This window comes from Nitrososphaerales archaeon (assembly GCA_025058425.1).
Lineage (GTDB): Archaea > Thermoproteota > Nitrososphaeria > Nitrososphaerales > JANXEG01 > JANXEG01.
Genome location: JANXEG010000037.1, coordinates 1 through 13738, shown reverse-complemented (window position 1 = coordinate 13738; position 13738 = coordinate 1). Strand labels below are relative to the sequence as shown.

Sequence of the window (13738 nt, the reverse complement as noted above, 5' to 3'; positions counted from 1 at the left end):
TTCTTAACGACTCTTCCAATATCTGAAAGAAGATCAAAAGCCCTCACACCCGATGATTAACTCTATAGGAAGGTCGTATTTTGGTTTTTCCAAAACCATCTTGCTACAGTAGAGGATTCTAACATCGAATAATGGAAAAGTTTTGATAAACTCAACCAAAGGAGCCGAAAGAGATCAAATAGGAGATGTTGAAGGTTAAGATGTTAAGAGGTTAAGATGAGGCAATAGGCAATAGGCCATAGGTAAGCATCCTGTTAGAGTCCTTAAGGTTAGATAATGGACTTCGGAGCAGAAATTATAGGTTATAGGTTATAGGTTACTCGCACCCAAAATGGTTGTAGATTCGACGAATAAAACCCTTTTTGATTTTTAAGGCCGAAAATGAAGAGACGAAAGAATTCGATTCAAGCTTAACAACGTACAAAGCAAAATTGTTACCATAAAAGCCTTGTACCAAATCTACTAATCGACTACATCGACTAAAAGCCCAATGAGATGGTGGGCCGGGGCGGATTCGAACCGCCGACCTTCGCTGTGTGAGAGCGATGTCCTAACCAGACTATCCATGTATAAGCATCTTTTACTTATACATGCTAGACGACCGGCCCAACTGACCAACTGAAGATATATCGATTCCCTTCATTAAAGCATTATGGTAAAGATAGTATCAAACCATGATTGAAAGCAATTACAAAGCATGAAGTGGTAAAACATTTTGCATCGGATTTGGTGTCAGATTTTAAAAAAGAGAAATTTTCTGAGTTTTTGGCACTAAGGCGTCTATGAAACGATCATCATCCGTTTATAATGGGGTGCTTCTAGCCTAATAGCCTAATAGCCCGAATAATTCTAACCCCTGATTTACCTTATCGAATCGGTGTTACAATCATATTACTCAACTGACTCTTAGAAGGGTTAAAATCTAACTTAAGGGATAATTATGGAGGTGTAAGATGAAGATCGTATTTTCAGAAAAGTGCTTAGAGTACTCTTACTTCGGACACATCGAAAGTCCTGAGAGGGTGAGGGAAGCTTTTGAAATTCTTAAGGGTTATGGTTACATATTTATAGAACCGAAGCCGGCCTCGGAAGAGGATATCTTAAAGGTTCATACGAAGGAGTGGTTGGAGAGGGTCAAGAGGGGTGGTTACTTCGATCCCGATACTCCCGGTGGTAAAGATATCTTTCGATACGCAAGTCTTTCGGCCGGTGGGGCTATATTAGCGGCGAAGGAGAGGGGTTTTTCACTATTAAGGCCTCCCGGCCATCACGCCGGTAGGAATGGTAGGGCCCTCGGTGCACCGACACTCGGCTTCTGTTACTTCAACAATATGGCCATCGCCATCAAATATCTCGATAAACCCGCCTTGATCTTGGATATAGATGGCCATCATGGGAATGGGACTCAAGAGATCTTCTTAGGAGATCCGAAGGTGAAGTTCATCTCTCTACATAGGGTCTCGATATATCCCGGTACAGGTTACGAATCGGAAGGTAACTGTCTTAACTTCCCATTACCTGCAAGGGCTGGTGATGCACTTTATTTGAAGACGCTCGATAAAGCCTTGAGCCAGATCGATTTAAAGGGTATAGAAATCGTCGGTATTTCGGCAGGATTCGATGCTCATGAAGGAGACCTCGCTTCTTTAGGTTTAACACCGAACTGCTATAAAGAGATCGGTAAGAAGGTAAGGAATTTGGGTATGGAGGTATTCGGAGTTCTCGAGGGAGGTTACATAGGTGAGAATATCGCAATAGACCTTCACCAACTCATACTGGGGTTGGAAGGTGGATAGAATCTAAAGTAGATTAAGTAGATAAAAGAATGGAAAAATAGAAGATGAAGAGTTGAAAGATGAATTTGTTATGAATAATCCATGCATTAGAGAAGCGCTACTTTATGAGAAGATCGATGATAGGGTTAGATGTAAAACCTGTGAAAGATTCTGTGAAATCGCTCCCAATCAACTCGGGTTCTGCAAAACGAGGAAGAATATAGATGGTAAGCTTTACACACTCGAGTATGGCGATATCTCATCGATCAGTGCAAATCCGATCGAGAAGAAACCATTCTTTCACTTCTGGCCCGGTAGCTATGCTTTAACGATCGGTAGTTGGTCGTGTAATTTTACCTGCCCTTGGTGCCAAAATTATGGAATCAGCAAATATCCACCTAACCTTAACAGAAGTAATTATCTTTCACCAAAGGGATTCGTAAGGGCTGTGAGGGAAGTGGGTTGCCAAGGGACGAGTATATCATTCAATGAACCTACTCTACTTCTCGAATATTCGTTAGATGTCTTTGCCATAGCGAGAGAAGAGGGGTTTTACAATACATTCGTAACGAATGGGTACATGAGTTTAGAAGCTCTAAGGCTGTTAAAGGAGTATGGGCTGGATGCTATGAATATCGATATTAAAGGTGATGAAGAGGCTGTAAAGAAGTATTGTGGTGTGGATGTGAATAGAGTGTGGAGGAATTGTGTAGAAGCGGTGAAGTTGGGGATCTGGATCGAAATAACGACCTTGATCATACCTGGAGTGAATGATGATGAGGAATGTTTAAGGAGTATCGCCAATAGAATTAGAAGGGATTTGGGAGAGAATACGCCTTGGCACGTCACCCAATACTACCCTGCGTACAAAGCTTTAGAGTTCGGCCTTTACAGAGGTAGAACGCCCGTTGAAACTTTGGAGAGGGCTTGGCGAATCGGTAAAGAAGAGGGTTTGAACTATGTTTATATTGGCAATGTCCCAGGCCATCGATATGAGAATACTTACTGTCCAAGATGTGGTAAACTTCTGATCAAGCGCTATGGTATGAGTGTGATCAACTATCTCGTTACATCAGACAATAAATGCCCAAATTGTGGAGGGCAGATACCGATCATCGGCAAAGGTACGGTGAGTAGAAGGTTTTACTTTTAATTCAATTAATTCAATCTCAAATAACCAAATCATCCCTTCATAAACCATTTAACGATCGGTCTAAGCACCCTTCTTACATTGTAATACCTTAACAGTTGAGCGCTAAATTTATCGAACGTTGTATTTGGAATTTTAAAATCTTTTAATCTTTCTAAATCTCCTACCTCTCCCACTACTTTATATTCGAGCGCCCTTTTACTCATGGCGATTCTTAAATGGTCCACACCCTTCGGATCCAATCCGATCAATTCACATGCAGCACAATCTAAAGCTAGAGCATCTCTCGATGCCATGATAAATCCAGTATACCTAACCCTTCCATAGATAGGTCCATTACCATCCATAGAATAGATGGCATCTAAGATATTGAGTTTGGGTTGAAGGATCTCATAAAGATCTGCTAGGACTCCATCGATCTTCCAATGAAGAGACTCTTTATCTCTATCCTGAATCAATCCGAATAGATTCTTTATTGCACCCGTAATCTTCGTTAAAGTATGAGTCTTTAATACTGGCAGATTGATCAAATGAGATTCAAACACTAACTTTGGTAAGTTGTAATTACCATGATTACCATTTACGATCAATGTTTCATCTCTACTGAGGTTCAATATATCACAATTCAAATTCGATTTATCGAGTGTATCGATTATTTCATCGAAGGTTCTACCAGTAGAGTCTGTCTCTCCGATGATCACCCTCTTTGCCCTCTCTTTAACTATATTGATCACACTTCTTAGAAGATCCATATCTGTGGTGATGCCCCTTTTTGGCATAGTTAAGAGGTTCGGCTTTATCAAAACCACACTCTCTTGCCCAATGACATCTCTCCACCTCAATCTTTCTAAAGCTTCATGAACTACTGTGTTTATATCATCATCGACCTTCAGTACGAAGACCTCTACTACCATTGCAAATAGATATCGAGTTTACAAACTCTTAAGCCTTGCCATTGTGAGTTACGAGTAATTAGATGAGTAATAAGTTAAATTGTGATAAAATCTACATTTAATGTTTCTGTATTGAGTATCGCTATGGACCTTCTTCCCGTAAGATATCCGCACGCCTCCCCCGGATTTATGATAAAAGTTTCATAGACCTTCTCGTACCTTTGATTGTGGGTATGTCCATGGATAACTACATTGTAATTACCGCTCTTTGCCAATGCGATGATGATCGGTTGATGGATCCCGTGTAAGAGAGCGATCTTCAGACCATTAACCTCGATCTCTGTAAAATCGCCTCTAATTTCAGCACCTATTTCTGAATAGCGCGCTCTGAGTAGTTCACGCTCGCCATCGATATTGCCAAATACACCGATCAATCGGCACTTTAAAGGTTTGAAGAATTTGGCAGTGAATGGAGAGTTGTAATCGCCAGAGTGTAGAACGAGCCCTACATTCCTCTCATTAAATCGCCTTACCGCTTCTTCTATCGCTGAAATGTTATCATGAGTATCAGATATTAGACCGATGAGCAAATCGAAACTTCACTATGCTAGTAGCCTAGGGGTTCACCCACCAGTATAAGTGTAGTATCGGTCTCTGTGGGCTTCCTTTCGATTATCGTAATTACTTTACAGATTCTATCTGGTGGTTCACAATTCTCTTCGTCACAAAAGCCCGTGAGTGCACATGGTGTCTTTCTATTGGAGCGCTTAGCATTTAGAGGTGCTGCTAAATCTCTAATCCTCTTGATACCTTCATTCACATCTTTTACAATCTTATTTATACCTGCGACCACAATAACCTTCTTCGGCCCAAAGATCATCGCCGCGACTCGATTTCCAACACCATCGATATTCACCAACTTTCCATCGATCGTCAATGCATTGGTACTCGATATGAAGACATCTGAAGTTAGGTGATTGCGCCTCATCTCCAGCTCATCCTTTTTAGGAAGATTCGGCTGCCACGTATCTAGGACTATATTCCCACGATTCTTTAAAGCCTCGATCAAACCCATCTCTCTTATAGTAAGAGAACCTCCAACCCCTACCTTAGCATCTATTGGGACCATCTCGAGAATCTTCTTTAACGCGTCTTCCTTCTTCGGTACATAAAGCACATTGAAACCATTCTTCGTTAAGTTCTTTAGCGTGGTTTCAACGATCTTTTCATTATACCATACCTTTGCTTCGTAAAATCTTTCCAACATATTTTATTTATCAAATTTTACATGTTAATATACTTTATGTATTCGAGTTTTTGCAGATAAGATGCAATCTATAAGAATTTACTATTTATCAAAAAAGTAATAAACATCTAAGAATAGAAGATGTTAATAATGATCGTAAAACTTCCTGTTTACGCATGGTACGGCGATTATGAAATAAATATCGAGCTACCTGAAGAGTGGGAAGTCCATATGTGTAGAATGATGGGGCACGATGCCCCTCGCTTAACCGATGAGCAGATATATGAAAGATTGATGAGGCCGATAAAATCTGAACCGTTGCATGAGTTGGCGAGGAACAGAAAAGAGTGTGTGATAATTGTAGATGACCTCACAAGACCTACAAAAGCATACCAACTGATCCCCCATATATTAAAAGAGTTACATGATGGTGGGATGAAGGATGAAAATATTCGGTTCGTAATGGCGATCGGTGCGCACCATTGGATGAGGCTCGATGACATTAAAAAGAAGTTAGGTGAGGAAATACCAGAGAGGTATAATGTATTCAATCATAACGTCTTTGAAAATCATGTATTTCTTGGCAAAACATCCTATGGCACACCAGTCTACATCAATAAAGAGGTTATGAAGTGTGATCTTAAGATAGGATTGGGTTGCATATTGCCCCATCTGAGCTTTGGTTTTGGTGGTGGGGGTAAGATTATACTTCCAGGGGTTTCATCTATCGATACTATAGTTCATAATCACAACGAAATTAAGAAGGGAGTAGGTGTCGGCTGTATTGAGGAGAATTCAAGAAGGTTGGATGCGGAAGAAGCTATGCGCATGGCAGGCCTTGACTTTATCGTCAATGTATTGGTAAATCCGAACCGTGATTGTTGCGATCTGGTCTGTGGCGATCCGATAGCTGCACATAGAGAGGGTGTGAAGATGGCAAGGAAGCATTATTTGACTGAAACGATAGATGCAGATATCGTTATAGTGAATGGTTACCCGATGGAGAATGAAGCGTACAAAGTATTCGATATTGCGGAAAGGTCTTTAAAGGAGGGAGGGGATTTGGTAGTATTAATCCATACACCAGAGGGACAGAGGGGGCACTATTACAGCGGAAGGTTTGGTACAGATTACGGTGGTAGAGGGTGGCGCCCGGGCCTATATACGAGTAAATTGAATAAAGTTAGCAAGCTCGATAAGATCTATGTCGTAGCACCTCATGATTCATTGATCGATCATCAGTACTTCGGATTGAATTCATACTGGTTTAAAAGCTTTGAAAGTGTCCTTAAGGAGCTCAAATCGAAGCATGGAAATAAAAGATTGAAGGTCGCTGTTTATCCGTACGCAACTATACAAATATCGAAGGTTGATTCTTTAAAATCATAAGTCACCATCCATTAATATGATGATAATTTCATAATTCTGTTAGGACTCCTAGATATCTCTATATAATAGATGTGTTTATGTATAAATAGAGGGAATATGCCGATCTACATCCTCCTTTCCACTCTTACGGCTGAAGGTAGTAAAACGATTAAGGAGAGGCCAGAAAGAATCCTCGAAGTAAATAAGGAGATTGAGAATATGGGTGCTAAGGTACTATACCAGTATGCGGTATTAGGGCCCTATGATTTCGTTAACGTGTTAGAGGCGCCAGATAATGATACCATATTTCGCATCTCGACAGAGTTATCATCGAGAGGTACAGTGAAGATTATGAGTATGCCTGCGCTCCCGGTAAGTGAGTTTATTTCGAAAATCAAGAGAAAGTAAAACCCCAGTAAACCCCCTTTTCCTCTTTTTACTCTGAGATCCTTTTATCCAATTCATCCATCAACCTTCATCCCCAACTTCTTCCTTAAATGTGATATAAGGCTGTGGTTCACATGGTACTTTTCTGCCAATTCCTTGGGGCTCTTACCTTCCTTGATCTCTGCAATTAAACTTTCTCTCTCTTCTTTACTTAAACGATGGCTTCTATGTGGATAGGTTACACGAGGCTGCTCCGTTCCACACATTAAGCAAACATTCATGTAATTTATATAGGAGCTTCCACACTTTACACACTTCATAATATTTCATCCCAATCGGTTATGGTTATTCAAAATCTACTTTTAATTCACATCAAAAATAAAAACTTTTTACTTATTTGCTTGTTATAAGTCATTTAGATTCAGCTGTAACATTCTTTATTATCTAACGATTTCGAGTATGGATAAACGTAGTCAAACCTTTTTGAAGATCGTCGTTCCATATTCGTAGCCTTTCTCAAAAGCCCTTATATTCAACTCTTCAGTACCCTTTGGGACCGATGTAAGAATCGATTGTCTCATCGCATCATAGCTGACGATTCTCGTTACAGCGGTAAAGAAACCTAACATTAAGATATTGGCAACCATTCTTCTACCGAGCTCTTCGGCGATGCGGGTTGCAGGTACTGAATAGAGGTTCTTCACTTCTTGTGCTTTCACCAAATCACTATCGATCAATATCAAACCATCGTTCTTCACACTCTTTGCATAGGTATGGTAAGCTGCCTGTGACATCGCCACTAAAACATCTGGTGCATCGATCTTCGGATAGCCTATCCTCTCATCAGATATTATTACATCCGCAACACATGCCCCACCTCTAGCTTCAGGGCCATAGCTTTGAGTTAAGACTGCATTCTTTTTATCGTATATCGATGCCGCCTTTCCCAATATGTAGCCTGATAATATTATCCCTTGCCCACCAAAACCTGCGAATCTAACCTCCCATTTCATAACATTCACGCCCCCCTAAATGTTCGATTATACACATCGATAAAGGAGGGCCTTTCGATATCTAAAAATTTCCCGATGATGAACGTCTTTCCTAATTCAATATTCGCTTCGATCGGGTTTGCACCATGCTTTATCTTCGCATTTTCTTTAAAGTATTCCATCTGAGCCAATCCGTCACCGATCTTATTTGGCCTTCCATAACCTGTAGGGCAAGGAGAGATCACTTCTATGAAGGAGAAGCCCTTCTTTGAAAAACACTCTATCATGGATCGCCTTAACTGCCTAACATGAAAGGTCGTCCATCTTGCTACATATACAGCACCAGAAGCCGCAGCTAGATAGGGCAGATTGAATGGGTATTCGATATTTCCATACGGTGTAGTTGTAGTCTTTGCACCGAATGGTGTAGTTGGGCCCGATTGACCACCAGTCATACCATAATTGAAGTTATTGATACATATAACATTCAAATCGATATTTCTTCGTGCAGCATGAATGAAGTGGCTCGCTCCTATAGCAAATAAGTCACCATCACCACCGAATACTGTAACCTTTAACTCCGGATTGGCCAACTTTAAACCGGTTGCAAAAGGTATGGATCTACCATGTAGGGTATGGTATGAGTCTAACTTTAAGTATCCTGGAATCCTCCCTGTACAACCTATTCCAGAAACTGCTACAACTTTATCTCTATCCAATCCGGCTTCTTCTAATGCTTTAACGTAACAATTGATCACTATACCGACACCACAACCTTGACAGAAGATGTGTGGTAGCCGATCACTCCTTAAGTATTTGTCCTTTGGATGTACCTCAATGACCCTTTGAGTCGATGCTCCTATACCCCCTCCCTGTAATGGTTTATAAATAAACCTTAATGGAGAAGGTTTCCCATTACAATGTATCTTTTTAGACTTGGAGACTTCTATAATTGCATCTACTATCTCACTCGGCTTGTGAATCGCCCCTCCCATCTTCGGTACCGCTACTGTATCACATAAACCCATCGCACAACGCTCCACTTCAAATGCGATCTGTCCGTAATTAATTTCAGGGACGACGAAACCTTTGATCTTCTCCGCCAATTCTCTAATCCTCTTCTCCGGGAAGGGCCAGATCGTAACCAAACGTAACAAACCCGCTTTTATACCTTCATTCCTCGCCAATTCTATCGCTTTCATCGCAACCCTGGCAGTAATACCATAAGTTACAACGATTACATCCGCATCTTCCACCTGAATTTCTTCATAATCTATAATCTTATCGGCATTATTTCTGATCTTTTCAACGAGCCTCCTAACTAAACGCTCTTGAGTTTCGGGATTTACCGATGGATAGCCACGCTCATCATGTGTTAAACCTGTAACGTGTATATGATAACCTTCGCCAGCATTTGCCATCGGAGGTACCAGATCTTCATCCGGTTTAAAAGGTAAGTACACTTCCTTCGGTAATCTTGGCTTCTTTCTCTCATATATTTGAATATCATCCTTCTTCGGTATGATCACTTTTTCACTCATATGGCCTACAACTTCATCACTTAGTAAGATGACTGGTACTCTAAATCGTTCTGAAAGGTTGAATGCTTTAATTGTGAGATCGAACATTTCTTGAGGAGAAGATGGTGATAACGTGATGAGCTCATGTACACCGTGTGTGCCCCATCTTGCCTGCATCACATCCCCTTGCCCAACTAAAGTGGGCAAACCCGTCGATGGTCCTCCCCTCATAACGTTCACTATAACACATGGTGTCTCGGTCATTATACCAAAACCTATGCCCTCCATCATTAAAGAAAAACCCGGTCCAGACGTTGCCGTCATAGATTTTACACCCGCACAAGACGCACCCAATACGGCATTTATAGACCCCAATTCATCCTCCATTTCGATATAAATACCATTTAACTTGGTCAACCTTTGGGCCATTCGCTCGGCTATATCGGTTGATGGTGTAATAGGGTATCCGGCAAAGAATCTACAACCGGCTGCTATTGCACCTTCAGCACACGCAAAATTACCACTCATAAAATGCTCTCCAGTAAGCACATCTTCTTCCACCATCTAATTTACTCCCCCTCCTTCTCCTTCTTCACAATAAATATTGCAAAATCAGGACAGATATCTTCACAGAATTTACAGAATGTACATTTCGAGATATCTTTCACTATCGGCGGGTGATACCCGTATTTATTAAATCCCTTGGAGGCTTCTAATACATTATGGGGACAGTAGTGTATACAGAATCCACAGCCCTTGCAACGATCTTCTATTATATGTATCTGACCTCTTGAGACCTCTTTCTGTTCATAAACCTTTACTAAAGTTTCGCTCATTGATCTTTCAAATTATATTATGTTAATCACAAATATAAAAATGTATACAAAAATCGATAATTTTTCAAATTGTAAGAAAAATTAATTAAAAATAATCAAATTTATACATTCTTATCGTTATTACTGATGAAGGAAGAATATTATTGAAAATTTTTTACAAATAAACCTTATATCCTTATAAGAAATGTGCAAATATCATGAGGATTTTTGAGCTTTTGGTAGTGATAAATATTTAAAGATGCTCAAACTATCCTCTAGTTTATATCAACATCATGTTACCAATATTGGCCATAATACAGATAGTGGAGTGATGAAGGATGGTCGAAGTTCGTATCTTAGAGTATGATGAGAAAAAGGTCAAAGTCTTATTAAAGGGTATTGAGCGGTGTTACGCGAATGCGATAAGGCGCTTCGCAATAAGTGAAGTACCAACGATGGCGATAGATGATGTGGTCATCATAGAAAATTCTTCGATTATGTACGATGAATTGATTGCCCATAGATTAGGTATGATACCGTTAAAGACCGATCTCAATAGATACGTACTACCTGAAGAATGCGATTGTAAAAGTGCTTTAGGTTGTCCAAAGTGTCGTGTTCTATTGGTGTTAGATGCAGAGGCTAAAGATTCGACCAGAACTGTATATTCAGGTGAATTGGTTTCTGAAGATAAATCTGTAGTACCCATAAGTGATTCAATCCCTATCCTTAAACTTGCTCCCAACCAAAGAGTGAAGTTGGAAGCCTATGCAAGGTTGGGTAAAGGTAAGGAGCATGCAAAGTGGCAACCAGCTACCGTGTCTGTACTGACCTCAGTCGATGATAAAGATGATGAATTTATCCTCTTCATCGAGTCTGTAGGTTCCATTCCCGCTTATGAGATCTTCATCAAAGCCATAGAGATTCTTGAGCGTAAGTTGAATGAATTTGTCAATAAGGTGAGTGAGCATCATGGCTAAGATTCGCAACCCGATTCTTACTGAAACCATCTTTCGATTAAGAAAGGCATCAAGTAAAGGTCGTTATAAAATTTGGGAAGTGGCTGCCGAATATTTATCTAAACACCGTTCTAGAAGGCCATGTGTAAATATAGGCAAGATTTCTAGGCTAACAAAAGAGGGTGATAGAGTTTTAGTCCCAGGCAGAGTTTTGGGCGGTGGTGTGATAGATCATGGTATAATTATAGGTGCGTATAGCTTTACAGAGTCTGCCAAGAGAAAGATCTTAAAGGCTGGAGGTGAGGCTTTACACATTTTAGAATTTGTAGAGAAGTATCCTGACGGGAGTGGGGTGATTCTGATTGGAGGGTAATACAAAAGGGTCTTGCCCCATAGTAGTAGATGCACAATATTCGATTTGCGGCAGACTTGCCTCCCATGTTGCAAAACTTTTACTTCAGGGGAATCGCGTAATCGTTGTGAATGCTGAAAAATCTCTCATATCGGGCAACAGGAGGAGTGTAATCAATGAATGGTTAAAAAAGTTAGAGATCAGTAGTGTCGTACAACCGAAGTATGGACCATTCCACCCAAGAAACCCCGCTCGAATACTAACAAGAATGATCCGAGGTATGGTACCGCGACGAAAGAATAAGGGTAGAGAGGCATTAAAAAGGTTAAGAGTATACGTTGGTGTACCAAAGAAATATGAGTCTATGGAGAAGATCACATTTGAAGATGCAAAGGCAAAGAAACCTTTATCTTACTATGTGATGCTTAGTGACTTGGCATCAGAGTTGGGTTGGAAAGGTGGGTAAAATGCCTGTAGCAAGGAAGACAAAGGCTTTTGAACTCTATTCGGGTTCACGAAAAACGGCCAGAGCTACGGCAGCGATCATGCCCGGTAAAGGAGTTGTGAGGATAAATTCGGTACCCGTTGAGCTCATTACTCCTGAAATCGCGCGTGAAAGAATTATGACACCGTTGGAGCTGGCTGGTGATTTGAGAGATAAGGTGGATATCGATGTTAAAGTTAAAGGTGGGGGATTTATGGGACAGGCTGAAGCTGCTGCTATAGCGATTTCAAGAGCGCTCGTAGGTTGGTTTAAAGATGAAGATTTGAAGCGAAGAATTTTGGAGTTTGATAAGCATCTTTTAACTGGTGATCCTCGACAGACCGAGCCTAAAAAATTTGGAGGGCCTGGGCCGAGAAGGAGGAGGCAGAAATCGTACAGGTGATGCCAAGAGACACTCTTTTTACCATTAAAATTTAAATAATATTGTTACTCGAACGAATGTGGTATCTTATCATAAGGATACAAAACGTCAAGGCGATCTAAAATTTAAAATTCGTCTTGAATTTAAAGATAGTAGATTTAAAAATCTCTTCGAAGATAAAACCTCTGATGAGATGATGTTATAGATTTAACTTTGCTTTAATGAGCGTAAGATCACGCTCTATTGCCTTAAGCCTCTCATCTAATATCGTCTTTAAGTCTGCTCTTAAAGCTTTTACTTCATCGAGGGTTTGCTTTTGAAGTGCCAACATCTGATCCTGCTTCGCCAACATCTGATCCTGCTTCGCCAACATCTGATCCTGCTTCGTGAACATGATTTCGAAGTACGATGCGCCCGTCGAGAATCCTTCCACCAGCTCCTCTCTCAATGTACCCGTCTTTATCTTGAAGGTTGTAAACTTACCCGTCGGTTTTTGATATTCTACACTCAACTTTGTAACGTTTATTGGTGGTCTTACTATATTTATCGCTTTTATAAACTCCTCTATCTTGCTCTTTTCACCCTCGACTACCACCTCAACCCTTCCATCTGGTAAGTTAGTTACATATCCTTTAAGATCTAGCCTCCAGGCTAACCTTCTCACATAGTAGCGGTAACCTACGCCTTGAACATCACCTTCAGCGACTATCTTCGCCCTCTCCATTCTAACACTCTTTTCTTCAAGGAATTATATTAAACTATTCATTAAAAGATCTTTATCCGTTTAATCGGTTTGTTATGATTGTCTTCATTATAAGCTCTTAATATTAGCCTATATATAGGCAGAAACTTATATATGCAGATACGTAAGTATTAATTTCGTGAAGAGTTAATGAAAAAGTTGAGTAAGCGTGATTTGGCATCTACTAGCATCTTTACTGCGTTCGTAGCCATGGCAACGATGGTCTTCAGCGTCTATGTACCTGCAACGAAAGGGTACTTTAACATAGGTGAGACAATGGTATATACTACAGCTTTACTGATGGGGCCATGGATAGGTGCTTTTGCTGGAGGTGTAGGTTCGATGATCGCCGATCTAGCCCTTGGCTACCCTCACTTTGCTCCAGGTACTCTATTAATTAAAGGGGCAGAAGGGTTTGTGGTAGGATATTTATTCAAGAGAGGGTTTGGGAGATTATCTAAACTTTGTAAGAATATAATTGTAATCGCTGCCGCTTTGATCTTAGGATCGATCGTATGGTTGATCGGGACTCAATATTATGTCGGTGAAGTCGAATTCTCGCTCGGCCACTCTATAGTTGGATATTACTCGATGACACTCTTCATCCCTCAGGTATTTTGGATAGGATTAGCGACGATTATCGGTATTGTGATCATCGTTATTGGCCTATCTA

The 13738-nt window shown here is 40.5% G+C and carries 17 protein-coding genes and 1 tRNA gene; 9 read left to right on the top strand and 9 right to left on the bottom strand.

Annotation, left to right across the window (positions count from 1 at the left end):
• Window positions 1–496: 496 nt before the first annotated feature.
• Window positions 497–608 (bottom strand) — tRNA-Val (locus NZ896_04875).
• 345 nt (window positions 609–953) lie between these two features.
• On the opposite strand from NZ896_04875, the gene NZ896_04870 reads away from it, so the two are divergent.
• A complete protein-coding gene (locus tag NZ896_04870) occupies window positions 954–1796 on the top strand; it encodes a hypothetical protein (protein ID MCS7116788.1) in 843 nt (280 codons plus the stop codon).
• Window positions 1797–1848: 52 nt separating this feature from the next.
• Window positions 1849–2928, top strand: coding sequence for an AmmeMemoRadiSam system radical SAM enzyme (gene amrS / locus NZ896_04865; GenBank protein MCS7116787.1), 1080 nt, complete (start codon window positions 1849–1851; stop codon window positions 2926–2928).
• Window positions 2929–2957: 29 nt separating this feature from the next.
• Here the strand turns inward: amrS and NZ896_04860 are convergent, their stop codons facing one another.
• The 3 genes from NZ896_04860 to NZ896_04850 all read right to left on the bottom strand — a co-directional run bounded on the left by NZ896_04860 (window position 2958) and on the right by NZ896_04850 (window position 5085).
• Window positions 2958–3839: a DUF362 domain-containing protein gene (locus NZ896_04860; protein MCS7116786.1), complete on the bottom strand. Its 882-nt coding sequence runs from the start codon at window positions 3837–3839 to the stop codon at window positions 2958–2960.
• A gap of 74 nt (window positions 3840–3913) precedes the next feature.
• Entirely contained in the window at window positions 3914–4408 is a 495-nt protein-coding gene (locus tag NZ896_04855; GenBank protein ID MCS7116785.1) for a metallophosphoesterase, read from the bottom strand.
• Window positions 4409–4425: 17 nt separating this feature from the next.
• A complete protein-coding gene (locus NZ896_04850; GenBank protein MCS7116784.1) occupies window positions 4426–5085 on the bottom strand; it encodes a lactate utilization protein in 660 nt (219 codons plus the stop codon).
• A gap of 129 nt (window positions 5086–5214) precedes the next feature.
• Between NZ896_04850 and larA the strand changes: the two genes are divergently transcribed.
• Both larA and NZ896_04840 read left to right on the top strand, forming a co-directional pair.
• A complete protein-coding gene (larA, locus tag NZ896_04845; protein ID MCS7116783.1) occupies window positions 5215–6453 on the top strand; it encodes a nickel-dependent lactate racemase in 1239 nt (412 codons plus the stop codon).
• A 96-nt stretch (window positions 6454–6549) separates the two neighbouring features.
• A complete protein-coding gene (locus NZ896_04840) occupies window positions 6550–6840 on the top strand; it encodes a GYD domain-containing protein (protein MCS7116782.1) in 291 nt (96 codons plus the stop codon).
• A gap of 53 nt (window positions 6841–6893) precedes the next feature.
• Here NZ896_04840 and NZ896_04835 read toward each other — a convergent pair whose 3' ends face one another.
• The 4 genes from NZ896_04835 to NZ896_04820 form a co-directional block, all read right to left on the bottom strand.
• Window positions 6894–7139 (bottom strand): hypothetical protein, encoded by a 246-nt coding sequence (locus tag NZ896_04835; protein MCS7116781.1) that lies wholly within the window; start codon window positions 7137–7139, stop codon window positions 6894–6896.
• A gap of 153 nt (window positions 7140–7292) precedes the next feature.
• Complete coding sequence (locus tag NZ896_04830) at window positions 7293–7832, bottom strand: 2-oxoacid:ferredoxin oxidoreductase subunit gamma (GenBank protein MCS7116780.1); 540 nt, start codon at window positions 7830–7832, stop codon at window positions 7293–7295.
• Between the two features lie 5 nt (window positions 7833–7837).
• Complete coding sequence (locus NZ896_04825; GenBank protein MCS7116779.1) at window positions 7838–9895, bottom strand: 2-oxoacid:acceptor oxidoreductase subunit alpha; 2058 nt, start codon at window positions 9893–9895, stop codon at window positions 7838–7840.
• 5 nt (window positions 9896–9900) lie between these two features.
• Window positions 9901–10167: a 4Fe-4S binding protein gene (locus NZ896_04820; GenBank protein ID MCS7116778.1), complete on the bottom strand. Its 267-nt coding sequence runs from the start codon at window positions 10165–10167 to the stop codon at window positions 9901–9903.
• A 317-nt stretch (window positions 10168–10484) separates the two neighbouring features.
• Here NZ896_04820 and NZ896_04815 point away from each other — a divergent pair, with 317 nt between their 5' ends.
• The 4 genes from NZ896_04815 to NZ896_04800 are packed head-to-tail and all read left to right on the top strand — an operon-like array spanning window position 10485 to window position 12344.
• Complete coding sequence (locus tag NZ896_04815) at window positions 10485–11126, top strand: DNA-directed RNA polymerase subunit D (GenBank protein MCS7116777.1); 642 nt, start codon at window positions 10485–10487, stop codon at window positions 11124–11126.
• Window positions 11119–11478 (top strand): 50S ribosomal protein L18e, encoded by a 360-nt coding sequence (locus tag NZ896_04810; GenBank protein ID MCS7116776.1) that lies wholly within the window; start codon window positions 11119–11121, stop codon window positions 11476–11478. Before NZ896_04815 ends, NZ896_04810 begins: the two co-directional genes overlap by 8 nt.
• Window positions 11468–11923 (top strand): 50S ribosomal protein L13, encoded by a 456-nt coding sequence (locus tag NZ896_04805; GenBank protein MCS7116775.1) that lies wholly within the window; start codon window positions 11468–11470, stop codon window positions 11921–11923. Before NZ896_04810 ends, NZ896_04805 begins: the two co-directional genes overlap by 11 nt.
• Window position 11924: 1 nt before the next feature.
• Window positions 11925–12344: a 30S ribosomal protein S9 gene (locus NZ896_04800; protein MCS7116774.1), complete on the top strand. Its 420-nt coding sequence runs from the start codon at window positions 11925–11927 to the stop codon at window positions 12342–12344.
• A 178-nt stretch (window positions 12345–12522) separates the two neighbouring features.
• On the opposite strand, the gene NZ896_04795 is transcribed toward NZ896_04800, so the two are convergent.
• Complete coding sequence (locus NZ896_04795; protein ID MCS7116773.1) at window positions 12523–13047, bottom strand: acylphosphatase; 525 nt, start codon at window positions 13045–13047, stop codon at window positions 12523–12525.
• A gap of 177 nt (window positions 13048–13224) precedes the next feature.
• Between NZ896_04795 and NZ896_04790 the strand changes: the two genes are divergently transcribed.
• Window positions 13225–13738: ECF transporter S component (locus NZ896_04790; protein ID MCS7116772.1), on the top strand; the 514-nt coding region annotated here is incomplete at its 3' end.

What these genes read in the sequence shown, in the direction of transcription:
- NZ896_04870 (MCS7116788.1), top strand. Translation starts at nt 954, where the DNA reads ATGAAGATCGTATTTTCAGAAAAGTGCTTAGAGTACTCTTACTTCGGA.
- NZ896_04860 (MCS7116786.1), bottom strand. Translation starts at nt 3,839, where the DNA reads ATGGTAGTAGAGGTCTTCGTACTGAAGGTCGATGATGATATAAACACA.
- NZ896_04850 (MCS7116784.1), bottom strand. Translation starts at nt 5,085, where the DNA reads ATGTTGGAAAGATTTTACGAAGCAAAGGTATGGTATAATGAAAAGATC.
- larA (MCS7116783.1), top strand. Translation starts at nt 5,215, where the DNA reads ATGATCGTAAAACTTCCTGTTTACGCATGGTACGGCGATTATGAAATA.
- NZ896_04840 (MCS7116782.1), top strand. Translation starts at nt 6,550, where the DNA reads ATGCCGATCTACATCCTCCTTTCCACTCTTACGGCTGAAGGTAGTAAA.
- NZ896_04835 (MCS7116781.1), bottom strand. Translation starts at nt 7,139, where the DNA reads ATGAAGTGTGTAAAGTGTGGAAGCTCCTATATAAATTACATGAATGTT.
- NZ896_04830 (MCS7116780.1), bottom strand. Translation starts at nt 7,832, where the DNA reads ATGAAATGGGAGGTTAGATTCGCAGGTTTTGGTGGGCAAGGGATAATA.
- NZ896_04825 (MCS7116779.1), bottom strand. Translation starts at nt 9,895, where the DNA reads ATGGTGGAAGAAGATGTGCTTACTGGAGAGCATTTTATGAGTGGTAAT.
- NZ896_04820 (MCS7116778.1), bottom strand. Translation starts at nt 10,167, where the DNA reads ATGAGCGAAACTTTAGTAAAGGTTTATGAACAGAAAGAGGTCTCAAGA.
- NZ896_04815 (MCS7116777.1), top strand. Translation starts at nt 10,485, where the DNA reads ATGGTCGAAGTTCGTATCTTAGAGTATGATGAGAAAAAGGTCAAAGTC.
- NZ896_04810 (MCS7116776.1), top strand. Translation starts at nt 11,119, where the DNA reads ATGGCTAAGATTCGCAACCCGATTCTTACTGAAACCATCTTTCGATTA.
- NZ896_04800 (MCS7116774.1), top strand. Translation starts at nt 11,925, where the DNA reads ATGCCTGTAGCAAGGAAGACAAAGGCTTTTGAACTCTATTCGGGTTCA.
- NZ896_04795 (MCS7116773.1), bottom strand. Translation starts at nt 13,047, where the DNA reads ATGGAGAGGGCGAAGATAGTCGCTGAAGGTGATGTTCAAGGCGTAGGT.